Here is a 25,305-nt window from a genome sequence, read left to right as displayed (position 1 = left end):
GTTCCCGGTCCTCTCGGCTGCAACGGCACGTCGGACACCAGCGTGGACGCGCGGCGCCGGGCGGGGTACCCCGGGCCACCCCCTGTGTTCGCCCTGACCCAGGGGGCGCGGGTTCAGGGGGAGGACAGGGGAAGCGGAGGGTGCCGGCGCCGCACATCCTGGGGTGACGCACGCCCGGAACCGGCTAGGAGAACTCATGACCGCACATCGCGGCGACAGCCCGTGGTTCAGGAACTTCCGCCCCGCTCCCGAGGCGCCCGTACGTCTGGTGTGCCTGCCGCACGCGGGCGGCTCGGCGAGTTTCTACTTCCCCGTCGCCTGCGCCCTGTCCCCTCGTGTCGAGGTGCTGGCAGTGCAGTACCCGGGCCGCCAGGACCGGCGTCAGGAGCCGGCGGCCACCGATCTGGAGGTCCTCGCGGAGCGGATCGTGGAGGCCCTCGGGCCGTGGACGGACAAGCCGTACGCCCTCTTCGGGCACAGCATGGGCGCCATCGTCGGGTTCGAGGCGGCGCGCCGGCTCGAGGCGGCCGGCCGCGGGCCGGCGCGGTTGTTCGTCTCCGGGCGCCGGGCACCGTCGCTGGACGGCGCCGGGGACTGGCAGCCCCGCACCGACGAGGAGGTCGTCGCGGAGATACGGCGGCTCAACGGCACCGGCGACGCGCTGCTCGAGGACGAGGAGACGCTGCGCATGATCCTTCCCGCGCTGCGCGCCGACTACGGTGCCGTGCGCCGCTACCGCTACCGGCCGGGGCCCGCGCTCGACTGCCCGGTCACCGCGTTCACCGGCGACCGCGACCCGAAGGCGGAGGCCGGCGAGGTGCAGGCGTGGCACACGCACACCACGTCCGGCTTCGAGCTGAACGTGCTGCCCGGCGGGCACTTCTTCCTCGTCGACCAGCAGGAGCCGGTGCTGCGCACGATCGAGGAGCAACTGGAGCGGGCGATGTCGCCGGCGGTCGCGTCGTGACCGTGTACGCGCCGGCCGTGCCCGGGGTCGGGATCCTGGGCACCGGTTCGTATCTGCCCGAGCGGGTCGTCACCAACGACACGGTCGGGGAACGCGCCGGGGTGAGCGCGGAGTGGATCGAGCGCAAGACCGGCATCGTGGAGCGGCGGTACGCCGCCGACCACGAGGCGGCGTCCGATCTGGCCGCGGAGGCGGCGGCGCCGGCGCTGGCCGATGCCGGGGTGCGGGCCGAGGACCTCGCGTGGATCGTCGTGGCGACGTCCACGCCGGACCATCCCCAGCCGGCGACCGCCGCGTTCGTGCAGCACCGGCTGGGCGCGTACGGGGCCGCGGCCTTCGACGTCAACGCCGTGTGCGCGGGCTTCGTGGCCGCGCTGCACACCGCCGCCCGGCTGCTGGCGGGCGGCGGGGGCGGCGGGCGGCACTGCGCGCTGGTCGTCGGCACCGAGGTGTACTCGCGGATCATCGACCCGGCCGACCGCAGGACCGCGCCGCTGTTCGGCGACGGGGCCGGCGCGGTGGTGATCGGGCCGGTGGGTGAGGGACGGGGCCTGATCGGGACGGCGATGCGCACCGACGGGCATCTGAACGGGCTGATCGGGGTGCACGCGGGCGGCAGCAGACAGCCGGCGACGGAGAAGACCGTGGCGCGCGGCGACCACTGGTTCCGCATGCGGGGCCGGGACGTACGGGAGTTCGTCGAGCGGGAGCTGCCGCTCGCGGTCGCGGGGACGCTGGAGCGGTTCTCGGTGGCACCCGGGGAGGTCGACCACTTCGTGCCGCACCAGGCCAACGGGGAGATGCTGCGCTCGGTCGCCGGGCGGCTCGGGCTGACCTCGGCGCGGATGCACCTGCCGGTGGACCGGCACGGCAACACCGGCGCCGCCTCCGTCCCGCTCGCCCTGGACCGCGCCCGCCGGGGGCCCGGCTCGCCGGGCGGGGAGTTGCGCGACGGGGAACTGGTGCTGCTCGCCGGGTTCGGCGGGGGGATGACGCTGGGCACGACGTTGTTGCGCTGGGGGCGCTGAGCCGTCCGTCGCGGCCGCGTGCCCCTCGTCGGGGTGCGGCATCCGCTGTTCAAGTCGCTGGCGTCAGGGCTCACGGCCTCGGAGGAGGCGTGACCGCCAGCCTCACAGCCACTCATCGATCGCGGCGATCAGCACGGCGGCCTCGTGTCGGACGGCGAGCTTGTCGTACCGTGTCGCCACGGCCCGGTGCCGCTTGAGGCGGTTGATTCCGCACTCGACCGCGTGGCGCTCGCGGTAATCGGCAGGGTCGGAATGCGGCGGCCGACCACCGCGGGGGCCGAGCTTCTGGCGGTTGCGCGCCTGGTCGGCCTGGTCCGATACGGGGTACGCGGACTTTCTCCAGCACCGATGAGAACTGCGGCGAGTCCCCGCGCTGCCCTGCTGCGATCACGATCGACACGGGCTTCCGGCCCTGCTCGACGGCCAGCCGCAGCTTGGTGGTGAACCCGCCGCGCGAGTGTCCCAGTCCACGGTCTCGCGGATCTGGCGGGCGTTCGCCCGGGCACCGCACCGCTCGCAGACGTCTCTGATCTCCACGGGCCCGCTGTTCATCGACAAGGTCCGTGACGTCGTCGGCCTCTGCCCGGATCCGCCGGAGAAGGCCCTGGTGCCGTGTGAGGACGAGAAGTCGCAGATCCAGGCCCTGGACCGGTCCCAGCCCGTGGTGCCGATGATGCCCGGGCTTCCCGAGCGCCGCAGTCACGACTACGTCCGGGCCGGCACCACCACCCTGTTCGCGGCCCCGGAGGTCGCCACCGGCAGAGTGACCAGCTCTCTGCACCGCGGGCGCCGGGCCGTGGAGTTCAAGAAGTTCCCGGCCAAGCCGGACAAGGAAGTGCCCGCCGAGCTCGAGGTGCATCTCATCTTGGACAACTACGTCACCCACAAGACGCCCACCGTCAAGAAGTGGCTGCCGGCGCATCCGTGTTTCCACCTGCGCTCCACGCCGACGAGTTCGTCCAGGCCCTCGAACGCGACATCCGGGCCTGGCTCGCCGACGGGAACGAGCACCCGAGGCCCTTCGTCTGGACGAAGACCGCCGACGGGATCCTCGGCAAAGTCGCCGCCTGCTGCCGGCGAATCTCAGCCCCCGGTCACCGGGCCGTCTCCGGCAGGTGGGCGACCAGGGTGTCGAAGCGTCGGACCAGGGCCTCCTGGCAGCGGTTGAGCTCGTCGATGCGCTGCTGGAGGCGGGCGATCTCGCCGCCCAGTTCGAGGGCGTCGGTGAGGGTCGCGGCGTGGTGGCCGCCGGGGGCCGGGCGGGCCGGGGCGGACAGGTCGGGGGCGTGGTTGAGGATCGCCTCCATACGGGCGCGCAGGGCGGGGCCCGGTTCGATGTTCAGTGCCTCCACCAGGCGGCGGCGGGCGCGTTCGTAGACACCGAGGGCCTCCGCCTGGCGCCCGCTGCGGTAGAGGGCGACCATCAGCAGGTCGTAGAAGCGTTCGCGCAGCGGGTGGTCGGCGGTGAGCTTCTCCAGTTCGCCGGTGATCTCCCCGTGGCGGGCGCAGCGCAGGCTCGCCTCGTACAGGGACTCCAGGACGGTGAGCCGGTTCTCCTCCAGCCGGTCCGCCTCGCTGGTGCAGATCGGGCCGTAGCGGCTGTCGGCGAGGGCGGGGCCGCGCCACAGGGACAGGGCGTGGCGCAGCAGCCGGGCGGCGTGCGAGGGGTCGGCGGCGACCGCGGCACGGCCCTGGGAGGACAGGCGGTTGAAGCGCTGGACGTCGGTGGTGGCGTCGCCGAGGCTCAGCAGGTAGCCGGTGGGCAGGGTGCTGATCCACTCGTGGCCGGGCAGGGGCCGGCCGGGCTCGGACAGCAGGCGGCGCAGCCGGGCGACGTGGGCCTGGAGGGCGTTGGCGGCGTTCGCGGGCGGCCGGTCGCCCCACAGTTCCTCGGTGAGCTGGTCGACGGAGAGCAGCCGGTCGGCGTGCAGGACGAGCGCGGACAGCAAGGCGCGCTGCTTGGAGCCCGGGGGAACGACGGCGGTGCCCGTGGCGGCGTCGTGGAACTCCACGGGACCCAGCAGCCGGAACTCGGTCCCGCCGCTGGTCCCTTCACCACCGGGGGCGGGAGCGGTGCCGGTGGTGGGCGCCGGGCGGTCGGCCGTCCCGGTCGCCGAGGCCGTCGGGGTGGTGCCCGGGTCGGTCATCGGGGCACCGCGGGATCGGACAGGGCGAGTGCGGCGCGGATGTCGGCCGCGATGTGCGCGGTCAGCTGGGCGGGGTCGGGCTGGAAGTAGAAGTGACCCCCGTCGAAGAGGCGCAGGCCGAGGTGGCGGGTGCTGTGCCCGGCCCATCCGGTCAGACGGTCCGGGGGCGCGACCGGGTCGTGGGTGCCGCCGTACACGGACAGCGGTACGGGCATCGGCACGGGGTCGGGCAGCGGACGCCAGGTCTCCACCAGGCGGAGGTCGTCGCGGATGGCGGGGGAGAACAGCTCCCACAGCTCGGGGTTGTCCAGGACCTCGGCGGGAGTGCCGCCCATGAGGGCGAGTTCGCGGCGGAGTCCTTCGTCGGAGAGCAGGTGGCGGCGGGTGCCGTCGCCCCCGGGACGGGGGACGCTGCGGGCCGACAGGCCGAGCCACACCGGAGGGCGGCCCTCGGCGAGCAGGGCGCGGGTCAGCTCATAGGCGATCAGGCCGCCCATGCTGTGCCCGAACAGGGCGACGGGGCCCGTGAGTTCGGCGTCCAGCTCGGTGCGGAACCAGGAGACCAGGCGCAGGGCGTCGCCGATGGCGGGACGGTCGCTCTCCAGGCCGCGGCCGGGGGCGTCGAGGAGACGCACGTCCCAGTCGGCGGGGAAGCGGCCCGGCCAGTCGCGGTACGCCAGGTGGGAACCACCGGCGTGGTGGAACACGAACAGGCGCAGTTCCATTCGGGGCTCCCTGCTGCCGCCGGCGGCGGCGTCGGCGGTCCGGTCGGGTCGTCATGGGCGGGTCGTGCGGTGCGCGTATGCGGAAGCTCGGGATCCGGCCGCGGTGCGGAGGGCGGGGCCGGGGCCCGGCCACAGGGACGATAACCGGCGCCGCGGGGCGGCGGCGGGGGCGCGAGTGCCGTTCCAGCGGTCGTACAAGCGTTCTTGAGCAGGGCGGACGCAGGTGGGAAGGCCGTGTGTGGAGAGTCGCTCGAACGCGCCTGGAGATCCCGGGGGGTGCGGCGGGAACGGGGCTAGCGTGCTGGACGGCCGACGGCTTTGCGCCAACGAGGGGCCTCGACCACTCGACCGGCACGGGGAGGAAAACCATGGAGATACAGGTTCTGGGTCCGTTGAGCGCCGACGTCAACGGGATCTCGATCGTTCCGACCGCGGGCAAGCCGAGGCAGATCCTCGCTCTGCTCGCCTTCTATCCGGGCCGGGTCATGCCGGTGCCCACGCTCATGGAGGAGATCTGGGGCACCGAGATGCCGCAGAGCGCCATGACGACCATGCAGACGTACATCCTCCAGCTGCGCCGCCGCCTCGGCACCGCGATGGGGCCCGGCGCCCCCGGCACGGCCAAGGAGGTGCTGGCCACCCGGCACGGCGGCTACCTGCTGCAGATCCCGCAGGAAAGCGTCGACGTGCACCGCTACGAGCAGCTGGTGACGGCCGGCCAGGCCGCCTTCGAGAGCGGCGACGACGAGCGGGCCGCGGACCTGTTCCGCGACGCGCTCGCCATGTGGCAGGGGTCCGCGCTGGTGGACGTACGGGTCGGGCCGATCCTGGAGATCGAGGTGATGCGGCTCGAGGAGAGCCGGCTGGTCACCATCGAGCGCCGGATCGACGCCGACCTGCGGCTCGGCCGGCACGCCGAGCTCCTCGCGGAGCTGACCGACCTGGTCGCCCGTCACCCCCAGCACGAGGGGCTGCACTCGCAGGCCATGGTGGCGCTGTACCGCTCCGGCCGGCAGGCCACCGCGCTGGACGTCTACCGCCGGCTGCGCGGCCGGCTGATCGAGGAGCTGGGCGTGGAGCCGTCCCCGCAACTGCAGCGGCTGCACCAGGCGATGCTCACCGTCGACCCGGCGCTCGACCAGGTCTGCGGGCCGCGCCGCTCCTCCACCTTCGACCTCTACGCCGTCTGAGCCCGAGCGCCGCTCGAGGCGCCCGCCCGACGCTGGGGCGGGCGCGCGGGACGCGCACGGCCGCAGCAGCGATGGGGGCCGCGGGAGCCGTACGAGAAGGGATCAGCCATGCCCGACGCACAGCCGGTGCCGTTGCACTGCTTCGCGCACGCCGGGGCCGGAGTCTCGGCGTTCCACGGCTGGCCGGCCCGGCTGGGCCCCGGGGTGAGGCCCGTGCCGCACCTGCTGCCCGGACGCGAACGCCGGCGCCGCGACCCCCGCGTGACCACGCGCGAGGCACTGCTGGCCGACCTGTCCGACGGCTTCCGCGCGCCGAGCGGACCGTACGTGCTCTACGGGCACAGCCTCGGTGCCATGATCGCCTACACCCTCGCCCGCGCCCTGCACGAGGCCGGGCTGCCGACGCCCGCGCTGCTCGCGGTGGGCGCGTGTCCGCCGCCGGACGCCGCCTCGGAGATCTCCGACGCCTGCCGGGAATCCCCCGGCCGGCTGCTGGACCTGCTCGACTCCATGGGCGCGGTGCCCGAGGGCGCGCGCCCCGGCGGTCTGTGGCACCGCGCGGTGCTGCCGGTGCTGCGCGACGACCTGACGCTCGCCGACAACCTGCGGCGCGCCGCCCGCACGCCCGTGGCGGGCGGCCCGTTCACCGTGCCGCTGCTGGCCGTCGCGGGCGACGGCGACCCGCTGGCGCCGCCCGGCGCGATGGCGGGCTGGGACCGCTGGACCGCGGGGCCGGTGGTGCGGCGCACCGTCGCCGGTGACCACTTCTTCGTACGGGGGCACGCGCTGCCCCGGCTGCTCGGACGGGCCTGCCGGGTCGTCGGCCGGACCGCCGGTGCGGACGGCGTCGGCCCGGTGGCCGCGGACGCCGTACCGGCCGTGACCGCGGCGCCGCTCGCCGCCGCCGCGCACGGCTAGGCGGTGTCCCGCGCGGCGCCGGGCCGCGGTGGCGCCGTTGCCCCCGTCACGCCCGGGAACGGACCCGGCGGTGACCGAACCAGGCCGCGGTGGCGGCCGACCACAGGAGGAGCAGCCATGAGGGACAGCCGATGAGACGAGTAGCCGTCACCGGGATCGGGGTGGTCGCGCCCGGCGGAGTGGGCACCGGGGCGTTCTGGTCGCTGCTGACCGAGGGCCGTACCGCCACTCGCCGGATCACGCTCTTCGACGCCTCGACGTTCCGTTCGCAGATCGCCGCCGAGGCCGACTTCGACCCGGCCCGGCACGGGTTCGCGCCCGAGGAGGCGCGGCGGCTGGACCGGGCCGCGCAGTTCGGGCTGACCGCGGCGCGGGAGGCGGTGCGCGACAGCGGCCTGGACATCGGCGCGGTCGCGCACCGCACCGGCGTCACCCTGGGCAGCGCGGTCGGTTGCAGCAGCGGCCTGGACGAGACGTACGCGCACGTCAGCGAGTACGGCGCGGACTGGCAACTGGACCACACCCGGGCCGAGGCGCGGCTCGGCGACTACCTCGTGCCGAGCTCGATGGCCGCCGAGGTGGCCCGGGACTGCGGTGCGCAGGGCCCGGTGGCCGTCGTCTCCACCGGCTGCACCTCCGGCCTGGACGCGCTCGGCCACGCCGTCGAACTCATCCGGGAGGGCAGTGCCGACGTGATGGTCGCCGGCGCGTCCGAGGCGCCGATCACCCCGATCACGCTCGCCTCGTTCGACGCGATCCGCGCCACCAGTGCCCGCAACGACGAGCCGGAAACGGCCTCGCGCCCCTTCGACCGCACCCGCAACGGGTTCGTGCTCGGCGAGGGGAGCGCAGTCCTCGTCCTGGAGGAGTACGGACACGCGCTGCGGCGCGGCGCGCACGTCTACGCCGAGATCGCCGGGTTCGCCAGCCGCTCCAACGCCTACCACATGACCGGGCTGCGGCTGGACGGCGAGGAGATGGCGGAGGCGATCCGGATCGCGCTGCTGGAGGCGCGGCTGAACCCCGAGGCGGTCGACTACGTCAACGCGCACGGCTCGGGCACCAAGCAGAACGACAAGCACGAGACGGCCGCGTTCAAGCGGAGCCTGGGCGAGCACGCGCACCGGGTCCCGGTCAGCTCCATCAAGTCGATGATCGGGCACTCGCTGGGGGCGATCGGCTCGCTGGAGATCGCCGCCTGCGCGCTGGCCATCGAACACGACGTCGTACCGCCCACGGCCAACCTGCACGACCCGGACCCGGCCTGCGACCTCGACTACACGCCGCTGGTCGCGCGCGAACAGCGCACCGACACCGTGCTCAGCGTCGGCAGCGGCTTCGGCGGCTTCCAGAGCGCGATGGTGCTCACCGCGCCGCGGGCGGAGGCGGCGGCATGAGGGCCGTCGCGCCGCGCACGGCCGGCGGGGAGACGGCCGGGGCGCACGGCCTTCGGGCCGCGGGACCGGCCGGGACACGGGACACGGACCCGCTCGCGCCCGGTGGTGCGCGGGGCCGGGCCGGTGCGGTGACGGACGGCCGCAGCGAGGGGGAGGAGTTCGACGTGATCGGTACGCGGACGGTGCCGCAGCAGGGGCTGATCGGCATCCGGCACATGGAGGCCGCCGTCACCGGCATCGGTGTCGTGGCGCCGGGCGGGGTGGGCACCGAGGCGTGGTGGGCGGCGATGCTCGACGGCCGCAGCGCCATCGGGCCGGTCACCCGCTTCGACGCCTCCGGCTTCCCGGTGCGGCTGGCCGGCGAGGTGCCCGGGTTCGCCGACGAGGAGCACGTGCCCGGGCGGCTGCTGCCGCAGACCGACCGGGTGACGCGGCTCGCGCTCGCCGCCGCCGGGGAGGCGCTCGGCGCGTCCGGGCTGGACCCCGCCCGCCTGCCCGACTACGCCGTCGGCGTGGTCACCGCCAACGCGGCCGGCGGGTTCGAGTTCGGCCAGCGGGAACTCCAGGCCCTGTGGAGCCGGGGCAGCCGGCACGTGGGCGCCTACCAGTCGTTCGCGTGGTTCTACGCCGCCAACTCCGGCCAGATCTCCATCCGGCACGGGCTGCGCGGCCCGAGCGGAGTCGTCGTCTCCGAGCAGGCCGGCGGTCTCGACGCCGTCGCCCAGGCCCGGCGCCAGCTGCGCAGAGGCGTGCACGCGGTGGTCACCGGCGGCGCCGACTCCACGCTGTGCCCGTGGGGCTGGACCGCGCATCTGGCCGCCGGGGGCATGAGCACCGAGGAGGACCCGGAGCGGGCCTACCTGCCCTTCGACGCCGACGCCCGCGGCCACGTGGTCGGCGAGGGCGGCGCGCTGCTGGTGCTGGAGGACGGCGACGCCGCCCGCGCCCGGGGGGCCGCGGTGCTGGGCACCGTCGCCGGATGCGCCGCCACCTTCGACCCCGCGCCCGGCACCGGCGCCCCCCGGCTGCGGGCGGCGGCCGAACTCGCCCTGGCCGACGCCCGGACCACCCCCGCCGACGTGGACGTCGTGTTCGCCGACGCGGCCGGCGAACGGGCCGCCGACCGGGCCGAGGCCGAGGCACTGGCCGCGCTGTTCGGGCCGTACGGCGTGCCGGTCACCGCACCCAAGTCGATGACCGGGCGGCTGCTGTCGGGCGGCTCGGCCGTGGACCTCGCGGCAGCGCTGCTCGCCCTGCGCGACCAGGTGATCCCGCCGACCCTCGGCACGGTCCGCGCCGCCGACGACTGCCCGCTGGACCTGGTCACCGGCGCGGCCCGCCCCGCCCGGCTGCGCACCGCGCTGGTCCTGGCCCGCGGCCGCGGCGGCTTCAACGCGGCGACGGTCGTACGGGCCGCGCGCTGACGGCAGTACGAGCACGGCGGCGCGCCGGCGGCCGCGGGAGCCGCGCACCGACGCGACCGGTCCCGCACCGCCGGGGCCGTCCGCCCACCACCCACCCCGCCAACCCGTAGGAGAAGAGGCACACCGTGGACCGGCTGGAACTTGACCGACTCACCGAACTGCTGCGCGAGTGCGCGGGGGAGGGCGAGGGCGTCGACGTGGACGGCGACGTCCTGGACACCCCCTTCCTCGACCTGGGCTACGACTCGCTGGCGCTGCTCCAGGTCACCGGCGTCATCGAGCGGGACCACGACCTGATGCTCGACGAGGAGGCACTGGACGAGGCGGAGACGCCGCGGCAGTACCTGGACCTCGTCAACGGGGCGCTGGCCGCGCGCACCGCGGCCTGACGGGCGGACCACGGCCATGGCCTCGCTGAACGTGCTCCCGATGAAACGCGCCGACGTGCGCGCCGACGTCTGTGTGGTCGGAGCGGGCCCCGCCGGGCTCGCGCTCACCCTGATGCTGCTGCGCTCCGGAGTCGATGTCGCCCTGGTGGAGCGGTCCACCGGACTGCGCCGCGACTTCCACGGGGAGATCCTCCAGCCCGGCGGCCAGCGCGTCCTCGACGAGCTGGGCGTCCTGGACGCCGCCCGGGCCCGTGGCGCCCGGGAACTCGACGGGTTCCAGGTGCTCCAGGACGAGCGGCTGCTCCTCGACATCGACTACCGGCGCCTGCCGCCCCCCTACGACTGCCTGCTCGCGCTGCCCCAGCGGCACCTGCTGGAGGAACTCCTCGACGCCTGCCGCGCCCTGCCCGGTCTCACCCTGCTGGAGGGGCACCGCGCGAAGGCCCTGGTGCACAAGGACGGGCGGGTCACCGGGGTGGTGGCGCAACGGCACGGCGGGACCGCCGTCACGGTGCGGGCCCAGGTCGTGGTCGGCGCCGACGGCCGCTACTCGCAGGTCCGGACGGCGGCCGGCATCGACGCCGGCCGCCGGGAGGCGTTCGATCAGGACGTCGCCTGGTTCACACTGCCCGCGCCCGGCCGCGCGATCGGTGCGGTACGGGTGCACCGCACCGAGGGCGGGGCCGTGCTCGTGCACGACACCCACCCCGACCTGCTGCGCGTCGGCTGGACCCTGCCGCACCGCACGTGGAACCGGGTCGCGGCGCGCGGCATCGGCGAGGTCCGCGGTGAACTCGCCGCCGCACTGCCCCGGTACGCCGACCTGATCCACGAGCACCTCGTCTCGCCGAAGGACCTCCGTCTGCTCGACGTGTTCGCCGCGCAGGCCGGTGAGTGGGTGCGCCACGGACTGATGCTGGTCGGGGACAGCGCCCACACCCATGGGCCGATCGGCGCCCAGGGCATCAACCTCGCGCTCCAGGACGCGGCGGCGGCGCACCCCGTGCTGCTGGACGCCGTGCGCGCGGGTGACGCGAGCCGGGAACGGCTGCTGCCGTACGAGCGGCGGCGCCGGCCGGTGGCGGCGGCCGCGCACCGGATGCAGCGGGTGCAGGCCAAGGCGCTGCTCGGGCGCGGCGGCCCGGTCGCCACGCGGGCACGGGCGCTGGCGGCCTCGTGGGTGACCCGCTCCCCGGCCGGCGCCCGCATCACAGGCCGCATCGCCTACGGCGGTGACGCGGTCCGGGTGCGCGACGACCTGTTCGCCGTGCCGCTCGGAGACAGGGCGTGACCGCCTCGGCCGGTGCGCCCGGCCGGCTGACCGAGATCGCCGACGGTGTCCGTGTCTTCGTGCAGCCCGACGGCGGGTGGTGCCTGAACAACGCCGGGCTCGTCGGTGACGGTGACGACGCCCTGCTGATCGACACCGCGGCGACCCGGGCGCGGGCGGAGCGGCTGCGCGAGGAGGCGCTGCGTGTCGTGCCGCGGCCGCCGCGGCTGCTGGTCAGCACCCACTTCCACGGCGACCACACCTTCGGCAACTGTGTCTTCCCCGAGGCGGTGGTCGTCGCCCACGAGCGGGCCCGCGAGGACGTCACCGCGGCCGGGCTGCACCTGACCGGGCTGTGGCCCGACGTGTGCTGGGGCGACCTCGACGTGGTCGCGCCGCAGCTGACGTACCGCGACCGGCTGACCGTGCACGCCGGCGCGGTGCGCGCCGAGCTGCTGCACCCGGGGCCCGCGCACACCACCGGCGACACCGTGGTGTGGCTGCCCGAGCAGCGGGTGCTGTTCGCGGGCGACCTGGTGATGAGCGGGGTCACGCCGTTCTGTCCGATGGGTTCGCTCGCCGGGTCCGTCGAGGCGCTGCGCATGCTGCGCGAACTGCGGCCGCGCACGGTCGTGCCCGGTCACGGGCCGGTCGGCGGCCCCGGACTCCTCGACGAGAACGAGGGCTACCTCCTGCGCCTCCAGCAGATCGCCGCCGCCGGCCTGGCCGCCGGGCTGGACCCGCTCGAGACGGCCCGCGAGTACGGACCCGGTCCGTACGGCGGCCTCCTGGACGCGGAACGGCTGGTGCCGAACCTGCACCGCGCCTACCAGGAGGCCCTCGGCGGGGAGCGGGGGGCGCCGCTCGACATCCCGGCGCTGTTCGCGGAGATGGCGCGGTACCACGGGAGGCTGCCGGTCTGCCGGGCGTGACAGCGCCACCGCGCCCGGCACGGGGCCGGACGCCGGCCACGGGCTCAGCCCGCGTGCAGTGCCGACTCCGCGTGGCGGCGGGCGAGTTCCAGGGTGGCCGTGGAGTTGCGGCCGAGGGCCTCGCGGACGTAGCGGCGGGCCTGGGCGAGGTCGGCGCCGGGGCCCAGGACACGTTCGACGGCGTCCTCGCGCAGGACCACGCTGTGCTGCGCCACCGCCGTCACGCCGGTCTCGTCCGACACCACCGACCACTCACCGGTGTGCGCCTCCATCAGCGCCGGGGTGACGGTCTGCTTGTAGACGATGCGGCCCGCGTGCGGGAAGCACACGCGCACCGACTCGGTGGTGTGCGACGCCCCGTCCGCGGTCAGCGTGTCCATCCTCATCACCTGCACGCCGGGCGTGTCCTCCGTCAGGTCCAGCCGCGACACGTGCGGGATCAGCCGGGGCCAGTCGCCGACGCGGTACAGGAATTCGTAGACCGCCTCCTCGGACGCGTCGATGTGCACCGTGTCCTCGAAGGAGAGGACCAGTTCGTCGAAGCGCATCCAGCGCTCCGCGAGACCTTTCAGGCTGGCCAGCTCCGCACGGGAGTTGGTGTCGACGGCCTGCTCCACCCAGGCCACGTCCTCGGCCCGGTCGCCGTACACCGTGAAGTCGTGCAGCAGCGTCAGCCGGGTGGTGCCGCCCGGCAGCTCCTCGATCTGCCAGATGCCCAGCATCGACTCCACCGGGGCCTGCGGATGGGACTGGCGGAACTCGATCCGCCGGGTCTGCGGGTCCTGCAGGCGCTGGGAGATCCACGAGCGGACCTCGCCGCCGGCCGTGGCCCACATCCGCAGCCGTTCGTTCGTGCCGTCGAACTCCAGCCGCTCCACGTGCACGTTCGGCGGGAAGAACAGCGGCCAGCGCACCGCGTCCGAGATCAGTCCGTACACCACGCCGGCCGGGGCGGCCACCTCGGTCGAGTGCGACGTACGGCGCACGCGCTCACCCGTCACCACAAACACCTCTGCTTCCCTGTGCCCGGTCCGCGGCGGACCGGGGTCGTGTCAAGAAGTTCCGGACCTAGTGCCGCGGCAGGCGATGTTCGCCCCGTCGCGACGCCCGGCACGCTCCCCGGAGGGGGTGCCCCCACTCGCCGCACCGGCCGGAAGCCCGCGTACGTCCAGTACGAGGGCACGCCGGGAGCACGCACCGGACGCCGCTCCCTGCCGGGCGAACGTCGCCTGCCGCGGCACTAGAAGTTGCCGAGTCCGCCGCAGACGTTGAGCGCCTGCGCGGTGATCGAGGCGGCCGGTCCGGAGGCCAGGTAGCCGACGAGCGCGGCCACCTCCTCGGGCGTCGAGTACCGGCCCAGCGGGATCTTGGCCTCGAACTGCTCCTGCACCTGGTCCTCGGTGGTGTTCCAGGCGGCGGCGTACCCCTGCCGCACGCGTGCGGCCATCGGCGTCTCCACATAGCCCGGGCAGACCGCGTTCACGGTCACGCCGGTGGGTGCCAGCTCCCGGCCCAGCGCCTTGGTGAAGCCGACCACGCCGTGCTTGGAGGCGCTGTAGGGGGCGCCGAGCAGGACGCCCTGCTTGCCCGCCGTGGAGGCGATGTTGACGATCCGCCCGGAGGCGGCGTCGCGCAGCCCGCCGTTCCTGAGCACTTCACGGGTCACCAGGAACACACTGTTGAGGTTGGTGTCGATGACGTCGTACCAGAGCTCGTCCGTGAGGTCGGCGGTGACGCCGCCGCCGCTGCGCCCGGCGTTGTTCACCAGCACCGACACCGGCCCGTACGTCTCCACCGCGGCCCGCACCAGTGCGGCGACCGACTCGGCCGAGCGTACGTCGGCGGCCCGGCCGTCGGCCTCGAGGCCCTCGGCGCGCAGGTCCTTCACGGTCTGCCGGACGTCGTGCTCGGTGCGCGCGCACAGGAACACCCGGTGCCCGGCGCGGCCCAGGGTGCGGGCCACCTCCAGTCCGATGCCGCTGGTGCCGCCCGTGACGAGGGCGACGGGGTGGTTGGCGGTCACGTTCACAGCTCCTTCGGCCGGGGCACGGGGGCGGGCAGTACGAGGTCGGGTTCGCGCCGGGCCGCTCCGGCCAGCCGCGTCGTCGGGCCGAGCGGGGCCAGCGCCCGTTCCAGGGCGGCCCGGGTGAGGATGCCGCCGCGGGCGGCGACATAGCCGTCGGGGCGCACCAGCAGCCAGCAGCCGGCCGCCAGGTCGAGCGCGCGGCGCAGCGAGGCGCCGGGGTCGGCGAGCGGGGCGGGGCCGTCGGCGGGGGTGCCGCCGACGGTCCGCACGGACAGCCACTCGCCGTACTGCACGGCCGCCGTCACGGCGACGCCGACGGGCACGTCACCGGGTCCGGTGCCTCCCGCGGCGAGCAGCAGCGTCCAGCGCGGGTCGCGCAGTTCGTCGTGCAGGGCGCGGCAGCCGGGGGCGTGCGGGTCGTGCACGCGGGCGGCCGTCACCCGCTCCCCGGGGCGGGGGCGCGGGCCGGGCAGGGTGCCCGCCACCGCGACCGGCCCGAGGGAGGAGACGTAGTGGTAGGAGTCGAGGGTGGTCAGCGGGGAACCGGGGTAGCCGATGCGCAGCCCGGACATGCCGCCGAGCACCTTGCGCTGGATCGCCCTGCGCAGCGGGCGCAGGGTGCGCACGACGGAGAAGACGACCGGCAGCGCGGCGGAGGCGAGCAGGTTCTTCAGCTGGACCAGGAAGGTGGCCGTGCGGGTGGAGCCCAGCAGCTCCCGTCCGATCGGCACCCGCTCGCGGCTGTAGCTGTCCAGCAGGGCGCGTCCCGCGTGGCCCTGCTCGACCTGGGCGAGCTTCCAGGCGAGGTTGTACGCCTCCTGCACGCCGGTGTTCATGCCCTGCCCGGAGGCGGGGCTGTGCACGTGGGCGGCGTCCCCGGCGACGAAGACCCGGCCCCGCTGCATGCGTTCGACCATGCGCTGCTGGAAGGTGAACACGCTGGTCCACTCCGGCTCGCCGACCCGCACGTCGCGGCCGAGACCCGCCGACAGCTTGGCCGACAGCCGCCCGGCGGCCGCACCGGCCGTGGTGTCCGCGGCGTCCGCGGCGGGCGCGGTGTCCAGCAGCCGCCAGTGGCCCTCGCGGGCGTAGGGCACCATCATCAGCGCCTGTCCGCCGGTGTGCGCCCAGTAGATGGTGTCGGGCGGCAGGTCGGTGTCGACGGGCGCGTCGGCGAGCATCCAGCGTTCGCTGGACTCGCCGATCAGCTTCAGGCCGAGCCGCTTGCGCACGGTGCTGTGCCCGCCGTCGCAGCCGACCAGCCAGGACGTCTCCACGACCTCCGTGCGGCCGTCGCGCTCCAGCCGCAGCAGCACCCGCTCCTCGTCCTGCTCGAACGAGGTCAGCCGGGTGCCCCACTCGATCTGCACGCCGAGCCGGGCCACCGCGAGCCGCAGCACGGCCTCGGTGTCCTTCTGCCCGGCGATCAGCGTGTACGGGTAGGACGTCGGCATCGACGAGTAGTCCGCCTCCAGCCGCACCAGGCGGCGCCCGCCGGCGTACATGGTGAAGGCGCGGTTCTTCCGGCCCCGCGGCAGCAGCTCGTCGACGATGCCCATCTGCGCGAACGTCTCCAGCGTGCGCGGGTGCACGGCCACGGCCCGGCTGGTGGGGGCCGGTCCGTCGGCGGCGTCCACCAGGCGCACGCGGACGCCGCGGCGGGCGAGTTCGTGGGCGGCGGTCAGACCGACGGGGCCCGCGCCCACGACGACGGCCTGGGGCCTGCCGGCGCGGGGCATCACGCGCTCGCCCCGACGGTCTCGTACAGGCCCGGCTCGGGCGTGGCCAGCGGGCCGAGGCCCTTGACGATGGACTGGAACTCCTCGCTGCGCACGGCCTTCCGGTGGGCGGCGGCGTCCTGCCACACGGCCAGCTCCAGGAACACGTTCGGCTGTCCGGCGTGGCGCAGGGTCTGGTGGCTGACGTAGCCGGGCTGGGCCGACATGTAGGAGGTCAGCTTGTCCTTCACGGCGAGGAAGGCGTCGACGTCGCCGTGCACGGTCAGCTTGTTGACGAAGGTCACCATGGTCTGCTCCTGATGATGCGGGTGGGGTGCGGGGGCTGATGCGGAACCGCCTGTCGCGAGCCGGTGCCGGATCAGGCGGCGGGCCGGCTTTCCGGTGGGCGTACGCGGTACGGCGTCGAGGGCCTCGGTGATGCGGATGCGCTCGAAGCGGGCGAGGTGCTCGTTCGCGCGTGCGGCGATCGAGTCCAGGGTCTGCGCCACCGTGCCGGATCCCTCCGGGGCCGGATCCGGGGCGAGGACGACGCCCGCCCACACCACGCCGCCGTGCTCGCCGTCGGGCAGGCCCGCGACCACGCAGTCGGCGACGCGCGGGTCCTGGGCGAGAACGCGCTCGATCCGGCCGGGGGAGACGATCTCGTTGTCGTACTTGAAGACGTCGTCGACCCGGTCGACCAGCCACAGCACGCCGTCGGCGTTGACGTAGCCGAGGTCTCCGGTGGAGAACCAGCCGTCCTGGTCGAGCCGGGCGCCGGGCCGTTCGCCGAGGTACCCGGCCATCAGCTGGGGCCCCTTGACCTGCACCTCGCCCGTGCACCACACGTCGACGGGGCGGCGGGTGTCGAGATCGACCAGCCGGCAGTCGGTACCCGGTACCGGGGTGCCGACCGCGCCGGGGCGGTGGCGGCCGGGCCGCTGGAAGTGGGTGAGCGGGGACAGCTCGGCCATGCCGTAGCCCTGGACGACGGGTACGCCGAGGGCGTCGCTCAGGGTGCGGGCCGCCTCGGGCAGCAGCGCCGATCCGCCGGACAGGACGGCGGTGAGCCGTGCCCCGCCGCGGGCGTCGTGCGGCAGGCGGAGCAGGCGTTCGTCGGCGGCGAGGCGGTGCAGCCGGGCCGGCAGCCCGTAGTAGTGGGTGACCCCGCAGCCCGCCGCCACCGCCAGCGACAGCACCGGGTCGGGGTCCTGGCACAGCACCTGGCAGGCGCCCGCGTCCAGCGCGGAGTTGAGGTGCATCACGTGGTACAGCGGCAGGTGGTTCAGCGTCACGGACCCGGGGCCGAGGCCGTGGGCGAGCGCGGTCTGCCGGGCGTTGGCGACCAGGTTGCGGTGGGTGAGCAGCACGCCCTTGGGCCGGCCGGTGGTGCCGGTGGTGAACTGCACGCAGGCCACCGCGTCCAGGTCGGCGCCGCTGTCCTCGGCGACCGGCTCACCGGCCTCCAGCACGGCCTCCAGCGGCAGGCACCCGGCCGGCACCACGCCGTCGGGGGCGTCGGTCACCACCAGGGTGCGCAGCTCGGGCAGGTCGCCGCGCAGCTTGGCCAGCAGCCCCGCGGTGGCGGCGGGGGCCAGCACCAGCCGGGCCTCGGCCTCGGTGACGACGTGCCGCAGCGCGTCCTCGCCGAGCAGCGGGTTGATCAGGACGACGGTCGCACCGGCCCGGGCCACGCCGTGGTAGGCGGCGGCGAACACGGGGTCGAGGACGCAGGCGACACCGACGCGCGCTCCCGGCCTGCGGCCCGTCTCACGCCGTACGAACGCGGCGATCCGGTCGGCCCGGGCGTCCAGTTCGCGGAACGTCCACGCGGTGTCCGCGGTGCGCACGGCGATGCCCTCGGGGTCGCGGGCGGCCGCCGAGCGCAGCAGACCGTCCACCGTCAGGGCGGGGTGGGTGAAGTTCGGCACGGCTCGTGGTCCTTTGGCTCTCGGCGGGCGGCGCGGGCACCGCTGGGCGTTCCCGGACGCTTCCCACGCTCTGCCGGATCGCTTGAGGAAGGTTCGAAGAGCGCTCGATCGGGAGCGCGGACAGTGTCGGCATCCGACGGAACGGAGACCGGCCCCATGACCACCGAGACCCTCATCCGCCCCGAACGCTCGCCGCGGGAAGCGGAGTTCGGCGATCTGTACGCGCAGGTGCAGCAGTTCTACTCGCACCAGATGCAGCTGTTCGACGCGCACGACGCCGACCGCTGGGCGGCGACCTTCACCGAGGACTCCGTCTTCGACGTGCCCACCCTGGACACCCCGGTGCGCGGCCGGGCGGAGCTGGCCGCGAACGTGCGGCGCAATCAGGTCCAGCAGGAGCGCAGCGGCGATCGGCTGCGGCACTGGATCGGCATGCTCGACATCCAGCCGGGCCGCAACGACGAGCTGCACACCCGCTGCTACGCGCTGGTCTACATCACACCGCGCGGCGGCACGTCCAAGGTGCTGCGGGTGTGCGTGATGGAGGACGTGCTGGTGCGGGTGCGCGGCAAGTGGCGTACCCGCCACCGGGTCGTCACCCGGGACGACCTGGACTGAGACGGGGAGAGACGATGACGATCCACGCCACCGAGGCCCGCACCACCACCGCGCTGGACACGCCCCCCGTGGCCGGCCTGGCAGCCCTGCGGTACGCGCGGGTGCAGCAGTTCTACGCGCACCAGACCGCCCTGCTGGACGAGCTGCGCGTGCAGGAGTTCGCGGCGACGTTCACCGAGGACGGCGTGCTCGTGCCCGCGCCGCCCGCGCGTCCGGCCCGCGGCCGTGCCGCCATCGCCACGGCGCTCGGTGCCGCGCACGAGCGGCGTTTCGGCACCGAGCCGGTGCGCCGCCGCCACTGGCAGGACGCGTTGCGCGTGGCCGAGCTGCCCGACGGCTCCCTGGGCGCGAACTACTGCACGCTGGTGACGGTGGTCCGCCCCTGGCATCCGGTTCCGTCCCTCGGCCCCAGCGCGGCCGTGGCGGACGTCCTGGTCCTCGACGACGGTGAACTGCGCGTCCGCGAACGCCGGATCACTCCGGACCACCTGTCCTTCTGAACCTCCGCACGGATCCCCGCGCGCCCAGGGCGCCGCCGGTGTCCACCACAGCTCCGGCCCCGCTCTAGGCGGCGCCCCGACAGTTGGCTGACGACGGACACCTCGAAAGGGGCACGGGGCAGCAGCTGTGGGCGCTCGGCCCTTTCCGGACGGCCGACACCTCAAGGAGAGGCATGAGCCCCAAGATCACCACCGCTGGGACGAACGACGAGGCGGCGCTGCGGCCGTCCGAACCGGTGCTTTGGCACCTCGCGCTGCTCAGCGGCTCCAACGGCACGACTCTCGACGCCGGCCTGGCCGGACTCAAGGCCCGCTACGCCCGCACGCCCGCCGTGGAGGACGTGCCCGTGCGCATCCGCACGGTGGGCAGCGCCGAGGGCGGTCACCGCGGTGCTGTGCTCACCGGCGAGGGCGTCGCCACGGAGATCGGCGCGCAGGAGGCCACCGGCGCCAAGCCGGTCGCCTTCATGTTCCCCGGCCTCGGCGACCACTACGTGGACATGGGCCGCGACCTGTACCGCGACTTCCCCGTCTTCCGCGAGGCCGTCGACTCCTGCGCCGAGGCGCTCACCGGTGAACTCGGCCTGGACATTCGCGAGGTCGTCTTCCCCGAGGCCGACGCCGACGCCGACGCCGCCCCCGCCGCCGGGCCCGCCCTCGACCTGCGCCGCATGCTGGGCCGCGACACGGGCCCGCAGAGCGAGAACGAGCGCCGCCTGAACGCCACCCGCCTGGCCCAGCCGGCGCTGTTCGTCATCGAGTACGCCTTGGCCCGGCTGTGGGAGTCGTGGGGCGCCCGCCCCTCGCTGATGATCGGCTACAGCCTCGGCGAGTACGTCGCCGCGACTCTCGCCGGTGTGCTCAGCCTGCCGGACGCGCTGACGCTGGTGGCCCGCCGGGCCGCGCTGATCGACGAGCTGCCCGAGGGCGCCATGCTCGCCGTGATGCTGCCCGAGCAGGAGGTCACCCCGCTGCTCGGCGAGAACGTGTCGCTGTCCGCCGTCAACGGCCCGGAGTTCTGTGTCGCGGCCGGTCCGGTCGCCGCCGTGGAGGCCCTGGAGGGCACCCTGCGCGAGCGCGGTGTGGTGTGCCGCCGGGTGCAGAGCACGCACGCCTTCCACTCCTCGATGATGGAGCCCATCGCCGGGCAGGTGACCGAGCTGGCGCGGACCCTCACCCTCAACCCGCCGCGCATCCCCTACATCTCCAACGTCACCGGTGAGCCGATCACCGACGAGCAGGCCACCGACCCCGGGTACTGGGCCCGCCACCTGGTCAGCCCGGTGCGGTTCGCCGCCGGTCTGCGGCACCTGTCCGCGGCCCCGCTGCTGCTGGAGGCCGGTCCCGGCCAGAGCCTGAGCAGCATGGCCACCGTGGTGCGCGGCAGCGACGCCGGCACGGTCGTGGCGTCCATGCGCCACCCGCTGGAGAGCCAGTCCGACTCCGCCGTCGCGCTGAAGGCGCTGGGCCGGCTGTGGCTGGCGGGCGCGGACATCGACTGGGCCGGGTTCCCGGCCGACGAGCTGGACATCGTCGCCGACGCCGCCGCGACCGTCGCCCGCGAGGCCGACTCGGCCGCCGCGCCGAGCAGCGTGGAGCGTGAGCTGGCCGCTCTGTGGGCGAAGGTGCTGAAGAACGAGCAGCTCCCGCACGACGTCAGCTTCTTCGAGGTCGGCGGCAACTCGCTGCTCGCCACCCGGCTCGCGCTGCGCATCAAGCGCGTGTTCGGCGTGGAGCTGACCCTGCGCCAGATCTACGAGTGGTCCACCATCGCCCGGATGGCCGTCGCCGTGGAGACGCTGCGCGCGGGCGGCGAGCTGGACGCGCAGGGCTCCTCGCACACCGGCACCTCGCTGGCCCGGTTCCGGCTGCCGAACGGACTGACGGTGTGGCACCAGAACGAGGCCGAGACCCGGCACTTCTACGAGGACATCTTCGACCACCGCACCTACGCCAAGAACGGCATCACCCTGCAGGACGGCGCCACCGTCGTCGACGTCGGCGGCAACATCGGCCTGTTCACCCTGTTCTCGCACTACGAGGCGAAGGACGTGCGGGTCTTCGCCTTCGAGCCGGCACCGCCGATGTTCGAGCTGCTCAGCCGGAACGTCGCCGAGCACGGGGTGAACGCCACCCTGTTCAACATCGGTGTCTCCGACAGGGAGTCGCAGGCGACGTTCACCTTCTACCCGCGCAGCTCCGGGATGTCCTCCTTCCACCCGGACGAGGCGGAGGAGAAGCACAACCTGCGCACGATCATCGCCAACCAGCAGAAGACGGACGCGGACGCGGAGGTGGCCGAGCTGGTCGCCGACGAGGAGCTGCTCGACGTCCGCTTCGAGGCCATCGAGTACACCGCCACGCTGCGCCCGCTCTCCGCGGTGATCCGCGAGCAGGGCATCGAGCGCATCGACCTCATCAAGATCGACGTGCAGAAGAGCGAGCGCCAGGTCATCGACGGCATCGCCGACGAGGACTGGGCGAAGATCCGGCAGATGGTGCTGGAGGTGCACGACGCGGACGGCGAGGTCGCCCGCCTCGTGGACCTGCTCGAGGGCCACGGCTTCACGGTCACCGCCGAGCAGGACGAGATGTACGTCGGCACGGACATCCACAACATCTACGCCGTCCGCGGCACACGCTGACGGAACGTTAACGGAGTCGTAGGACATGGAATTCACGACCGTAGGAGTCGTCGGCGCGGGCGTCATGGGCGTCGGCGTCGCGCAGAACCTCGCCCAGACCGGCCACCGGGTGGTCCTCGTCGACGTCTCCGACGACGTCCTGGACAACGCGCGCCGTGAGCTGCGCACCAGCCTGCGCGCGTACGCCCTGTTCAACAAGGGCGCGGGTGTGGACACGGCGGAGGTCTTCGACCGCATCGAGTTCACCACCGACTACGAGCTGCTGGCCAAGGCCGACTTCGTCGTCGAGAACGTCACCGAGGACTGGGCGATCAAGAAGGAGGTGTACGAGCGGATCGACCGCATCGTGCGCCCCGAGGCGGTGTTCGCCGTGAACACCTCCGCGATCTCCATCACGCGGGTCGGCTCGGTCACCTCCCGCCCCGAGCGGGTCGTGGGCATGCACTTCATGAACCCGGTGCCGATGAAGCCGATGGTCGAGGTGATCCGCGGCTACCACACCACGCCCGAGACCATCGACACCGCCCGCCGCTTCCTGGCGGAGATGGGCAAGGAGTGCATCGTCGTCGAGGACGTGCCGGGCTTCGTGTCCAACCGGGTGCTGATGCTCACCATCAACGAGGCCGCGTTCCTCGTGCAGGACGGGGTGGCTCCGGCGGCCGACGTCGACCGGATCTTCAAGACCTGCTTCGACCACCGCATGGGCCCGCTGGAGACCGCCGACCTGATCGGCCTGGACACGATCCTGAAGTCGGTCGAGGTGCTGTACGAGAGCTTCAACGACGACAAGTACCGGCCGGCCCCGCTGCTGAAGAAGATGGTCGCCGCCGGCCTGCTGGGGCGGAAGAGCGGAGAGGGCTTCCACAAGTACCGCTGACGCCCGCCTCCTTCCCCCACCACCGCCACGACGACAGGACGGATGACGACGACCATGAGCACCGACAACAGGAACGACGGGGACAACCGGGTCAGGATCGCCGAGTACCTCTCGCGCTTCTTCCCGGTCCAGGACCTGGGGGACGACGACGACATCTTCGAGCTCGGCTTCGTCAGCTCGATGTTCGCGATGCAGCTGGTGTCCTTCGTGGAGCACGAGTTCGGCATCACGGTCGAGAACGAGGACCTGGAGCTGGAGTACTTCCGCTCCATCAGCGCGCTCGACGCGTTCGTCACCCGCAAGCTGTCCGCCCCCGTCCCGCAGTAGACGAGAGCGGACGGCCGACGACGATGACCGGAGCGCTCACCGAGCGGCAGGAGCTGGCCCGCAAGGAGTTCGGGGCCTTCGCCGACCGCCACATCGCACCCCACGCCGACGCCTGGCACCGCGCCCAGCGCACCCCGCCGGAGGTGATCCGGCTGCTCGCCGACGAGGGCCTGCTCGGCATCCACGTGCCGCGGGAGTTCGGCGGGGGCGGCTGCGACGCGGTCACCCTGGGGCTGCTCGCCGGCGAGCTGGGCCGGGCCTGCTCCTCGGTGCGCAGCCTGCTCACCGTGCACTCGATGGTGGCGCACGCCGTCGCCCGCTGGGGCAGCCGCGAGCTGAAGCAGAGCTGGCTGCCCCGGCTGGCCCGCGGTGAGCGCGTCGCGGCGCTCGCCGTGTCCGAGCCGGGCGTCGGCAGCGACGCGGCCGGCGTCACCACCCGCATCGAGCGGGACGGCGACGGCTTCGTGGTGACCGGCCACAAGAAGTGGATCACCTACGGGGAGAGCGCCGACGTCTTCCTCCTGGTGGGCCGGTCCACCGAGGGCCCCACCGCCCTGCTGGTGGAACGAGACACCCCGGGTCTTTCCACCGAGCTCATCGAGGACATGATCGGCATCCGTGCCTCGATGACCGCCCACGTCCGCCTCGACGGCTGCCGGGTCCCCGGCGGCAACCTGCTCGCCCGGCCGGGCCTCGGCGTCTCCCACGTGGTGGGCGCGGCCCTGGACCTCGGCCGCTACACCGTCGGCTGGGGCTGCGTCGGCATCCTCGACGCGGCGCTGGAGGCGAGCGTCGACTACGCCGGGCGGCGCGAGCAGTTCGGGTCCCTCATCAAGGAGCACCAGCTGGTGCGCCGGCTGATCAGCGACATGTACACGAATGCCCGCGCGGCCCGGCTGATGTGCCTGGAGGCCGGGCGGCTGCGCGACGAGCGCGACCCCGGCGCGCTGGCCGCCACGTCCACCGCGAAGTACTTCGCGGCCACCGCCGCCGGGCGGGCCGCCGCCGACGCCGTACAGCTCCACGGAGCCAACGGCTGCAGTTCCGACCACCCCGTCCAGCGCCTGCTCGGCGACTCCCGCGTGATGGAGATCATCGAGGGCAGCGCGCAGCTCCACCAAGTGGGCCTTGCCGAGTACGCGTTCCAGGAACGCGCGCCGAGGAGTGAGCGATGACCGCCACCGTCAATGCCGTCAGGACCGTCAAGTGCGTGGTCTGGGACCTGGACAACACCGTGTGGGACGGCGTGCTGCTGGAGGACGGCGACGTCACCCTGCGGCCCGAGGTCGTCGAGGTGATCCGCACCCTCGACGAGCGCGGCATCCTGCACTCCGTCGCCAGCCGCAACGACCACGACGCGGCCATGGCGAAGCTCGAGGAGTTCGGCATCGCCGAGTACTTCCTGTACCCGCAGATCAACTGGGGCAACAAGTCGGAGTCGGTGAAGGCGGTCGCCGAGGCGATCAACATCGGCATCGACACCCTGGCGTTCGTCGACGACCAGCCCTTCGAGCGGGACGAGGTGAACTTCGCGCACGCCGACGTGCTGTGCGTCGACGCCGTCGACGTCGCCGACATCCCGGACCTGCCGCAGATGCAGCCGCGGTTCGTCACCGCCGACTCGCGCGAGCGCCGTCACCTGTACCGGGCCGACGCCGAGCGCAAGCGGGCGCAGGACGACCACCACGGCACCGACGAGGAGTTCCTCGCCTCCCTGGGCATGCGCTTCACCATCGCGCCCGCCCAGGAGCGCGACCTGCAGCGCGCGGAGGAGCTCACCGTGCGCACCAACCAGCTCAACGCCACCGGCTACACCTACTCCTACGAGGAGCTGGACGCCTTCCGCCGCTCGCCCGGCCACGACCTGCTGGTCGCGGGCCTGGAGGACCGGTACGGCACCTACGGGAAGATCGGCCTGGCCCTCGTGGAGCGCGGCGGCGACGTGTGGACGGTGAAGCTGCTGCTGATGTCGTGCCGCGTCATGTCGCGCGGGGTCGGCTCCGTGCTGCTCGGCCACCTCATCCGCAGCGCCCACGAGGCCGGGGTGGCCCTGCGCGCGGAGTTCGTGCCCACGAACCGCAACCGGACCATGTACGTCACCTACAAGTTCTCCGGGTTCCGCGAGGTGGAGCAGTCCGGCGGCCTGAGCGTGCTGGAGCACGACGGCGCCCGGCTGCCGGAGTTCCCGCCCTACATGGACGTCACCGTCGAACGCTGACGTCCCCGCACCACCCCCTTCGGCGAGACAACACGAGACGGCGAGACGGATGGCGGAG

General features: G+C 73.9%; 22 protein-coding genes and 1 pseudogene. 17 read left to right on the top strand and 6 right to left on the bottom strand.

Going from position 1 to position 25,305, the window contains the following annotated elements:
• Positions 1-196 precede the first annotated feature (196 nt).
• The 3 genes and pseudogenes from ACIRFH_RS31695 to ACIRFH_RS31685 form a co-directional block, all read left to right on the top strand.
• The gene (locus ACIRFH_RS31695) at positions 197-967 is read left to right on the top strand and encodes a thioesterase II family protein (RefSeq protein WP_403528403.1); all 771 of its coding nucleotides are present in this window, start codon (positions 197-199) and stop codon (positions 965-967) included.
• Positions 964-1,995, top strand: a complete 1,032-nt coding sequence (locus tag ACIRFH_RS31690; protein WP_403528400.1) for a 3-oxoacyl-ACP synthase III family protein — start codon at positions 964-966, stop codon at positions 1,993-1,995. The genes ACIRFH_RS31695 and ACIRFH_RS31690 overlap by 4 nt, the downstream gene beginning before the upstream one ends.
• A 457-nt stretch (positions 1,996-2,452) precedes the next feature.
• A pseudogene (locus ACIRFH_RS31685) lies at positions 2,453-3,078 on the top strand (IS630 family transposase); the annotation flags it as partial.
• 11 nt (positions 3,079-3,089) lie between these two features.
• Here the strand turns inward: ACIRFH_RS31685 and ACIRFH_RS31680 are convergent.
• Both ACIRFH_RS31680 and ACIRFH_RS31675 read right to left on the bottom strand, forming a co-directional pair.
• On the bottom strand, positions 3,090-4,142 hold the full coding sequence (locus ACIRFH_RS31680; RefSeq protein ID WP_403528397.1) for a BTAD domain-containing putative transcriptional regulator: 1,053 nt from the start codon (positions 4,140-4,142) through the stop codon (positions 3,090-3,092).
• Complete coding sequence (locus ACIRFH_RS31675; RefSeq protein WP_403528394.1) at positions 4,139-4,867, bottom strand: thioesterase II family protein; 729 nt, start codon at positions 4,865-4,867, stop codon at positions 4,139-4,141. Before ACIRFH_RS31675 ends, ACIRFH_RS31680 begins: the two co-directional genes overlap by 4 nt.
• Before the next feature lie 368 nt (positions 4,868-5,235).
• Between ACIRFH_RS31675 and ACIRFH_RS31670 the strand changes: the two genes are divergently transcribed.
• The 7 genes from ACIRFH_RS31670 (at position 5,236) to ACIRFH_RS31640 (ending at position 12,387) form a co-directional block, all read left to right on the top strand.
• A complete protein-coding gene (locus ACIRFH_RS31670; protein WP_403528391.1) occupies positions 5,236-6,057 on the top strand; it encodes a BTAD domain-containing putative transcriptional regulator in 822 nt (273 codons plus the stop codon).
• 108 nt (positions 6,058-6,165) lie between these two features.
• A complete protein-coding gene (locus ACIRFH_RS31665) occupies positions 6,166-6,975 on the top strand; it encodes a thioesterase II family protein (protein ID WP_403528388.1) in 810 nt (269 codons plus the stop codon).
• Between the two features lie 131 nt (positions 6,976-7,106).
• A complete protein-coding gene (locus ACIRFH_RS31660; protein WP_403528385.1) occupies positions 7,107-8,372 on the top strand; it encodes a beta-ketoacyl-[acyl-carrier-protein] synthase family protein in 1,266 nt (421 codons plus the stop codon).
• Positions 8,373-8,587: 215 nt separating this feature from the next.
• On the top strand, positions 8,588-9,796 hold the full coding sequence (locus ACIRFH_RS31655; RefSeq protein WP_403528440.1) for a beta-ketoacyl synthase N-terminal-like domain-containing protein: 1,209 nt from the start codon (positions 8,588-8,590) through the stop codon (positions 9,794-9,796).
• Between the two features lie 125 nt (positions 9,797-9,921).
• Positions 9,922-10,185 carry an acyl carrier protein gene (locus ACIRFH_RS31650; protein WP_403528382.1) on the top strand — a complete coding sequence of 88 codons (264 nt, stop codon included), beginning with the start codon at positions 9,922-9,924 and terminating at the stop codon, positions 10,183-10,185.
• A 40-nt stretch (positions 10,186-10,225) separates the two neighbouring features.
• Complete coding sequence (locus ACIRFH_RS31645; RefSeq protein ID WP_403528379.1) at positions 10,226-11,476, top strand: FAD-dependent monooxygenase; 1,251 nt, start codon at positions 10,226-10,228, stop codon at positions 11,474-11,476.
• On the top strand, positions 11,473-12,387 hold the full coding sequence (locus ACIRFH_RS31640) for an MBL fold metallo-hydrolase (protein ID WP_403528376.1): 915 nt from the start codon (positions 11,473-11,475) through the stop codon (positions 12,385-12,387). The genes ACIRFH_RS31645 and ACIRFH_RS31640 overlap by 4 nt, the downstream gene beginning before the upstream one ends.
• A 44-nt stretch (positions 12,388-12,431) precedes the next feature.
• Here ACIRFH_RS31640 and ACIRFH_RS31635 read toward each other — a convergent pair whose 3' ends face one another.
• From ACIRFH_RS31635 to ACIRFH_RS31620, 4 genes are all read right to left on the bottom strand, one after another.
• Positions 12,432-13,388: an aromatase/cyclase gene (locus tag ACIRFH_RS31635; RefSeq protein ID WP_403528373.1), complete on the bottom strand. Its 957-nt coding sequence runs from the start codon at positions 13,386-13,388 to the stop codon at positions 12,432-12,434.
• 239 nt (positions 13,389-13,627) lie between these two features.
• Complete coding sequence (gene fabG, locus ACIRFH_RS31630; protein WP_403528370.1) at positions 13,628-14,410, bottom strand: 3-oxoacyl-ACP reductase FabG; 783 nt, start codon at positions 14,408-14,410, stop codon at positions 13,628-13,630.
• Between the two features lie 2 nt (positions 14,411-14,412).
• The gene (locus tag ACIRFH_RS31625; protein WP_403528437.1) at positions 14,413-16,152 is read right to left on the bottom strand and encodes an FAD-dependent oxidoreductase; all 1,740 of its coding nucleotides are present in this window, start codon (positions 16,150-16,152) and stop codon (positions 14,413-14,415) included.
• A complete protein-coding gene (locus ACIRFH_RS31620; protein WP_403528367.1) occupies positions 16,152-18,062 on the bottom strand; it encodes an AMP-binding protein in 1,911 nt (636 codons plus the stop codon). Before ACIRFH_RS31620 ends, ACIRFH_RS31625 begins: the two co-directional genes overlap by 1 nt.
• Positions 18,063-18,218: 156 nt before the next feature.
• Between ACIRFH_RS31620 and ACIRFH_RS31615 the strand changes: the two genes are divergently transcribed.
• From ACIRFH_RS31615 to ACIRFH_RS31585, 7 genes are all read left to right on the top strand, one after another.
• The gene (locus tag ACIRFH_RS31615) at positions 18,219-18,680 is read left to right on the top strand and encodes a nuclear transport factor 2 family protein (protein WP_403528364.1); all 462 of its coding nucleotides are present in this window, start codon (positions 18,219-18,221) and stop codon (positions 18,678-18,680) included.
• Between the two features lie 14 nt (positions 18,681-18,694).
• Positions 18,695-19,180, top strand: a complete 486-nt coding sequence (locus tag ACIRFH_RS31610; RefSeq protein ID WP_403528361.1) for a nuclear transport factor 2 family protein — start codon at positions 18,695-18,697, stop codon at positions 19,178-19,180.
• 173 nt (positions 19,181-19,353) lie between these two features.
• Entirely contained in the window at positions 19,354-21,825 is a 2,472-nt protein-coding gene (locus tag ACIRFH_RS31605; RefSeq protein WP_403528358.1) for an FkbM family methyltransferase, read from the top strand.
• Positions 21,826-21,850: 25 nt separating this feature from the next.
• Positions 21,851-22,702, top strand: a complete 852-nt coding sequence (locus tag ACIRFH_RS31600; protein ID WP_403528355.1) for a 3-hydroxyacyl-CoA dehydrogenase family protein — start codon at positions 21,851-21,853, stop codon at positions 22,700-22,702.
• 54 nt (positions 22,703-22,756) lie between these two features.
• Positions 22,757-23,029, top strand: a complete 273-nt coding sequence (locus ACIRFH_RS31595; RefSeq protein WP_403528352.1) for a phosphopantetheine-binding protein — start codon at positions 22,757-22,759, stop codon at positions 23,027-23,029.
• Between the two features lie 23 nt (positions 23,030-23,052).
• Complete coding sequence (locus ACIRFH_RS31590; protein ID WP_403528349.1) at positions 23,053-24,204, top strand: acyl-CoA dehydrogenase family protein; 1,152 nt, start codon at positions 23,053-23,055, stop codon at positions 24,202-24,204.
• Positions 24,201-25,247 carry an HAD-IIIC family phosphatase gene (locus ACIRFH_RS31585; protein WP_403528346.1) on the top strand — a complete coding sequence of 349 codons (1,047 nt, stop codon included), beginning with the start codon at positions 24,201-24,203 and terminating at the stop codon, positions 25,245-25,247. Before ACIRFH_RS31590 ends, ACIRFH_RS31585 begins: the two co-directional genes overlap by 4 nt.
• The last annotated feature ends 58 nt before the right edge of the window (positions 25,248-25,305 follow it).

The sequence above is a fragment of the Streptomyces sp. NPDC093586 genome, from assembly GCF_044764905.1.
Taxonomy (GTDB): domain Bacteria; phylum Actinomycetota; class Actinomycetes; order Streptomycetales; family Streptomycetaceae; genus Streptomyces.
The sequence above is the reverse complement of the archived record's forward strand: the minus strand, read 5'-3'. Positions and strand labels throughout refer to the sequence as shown.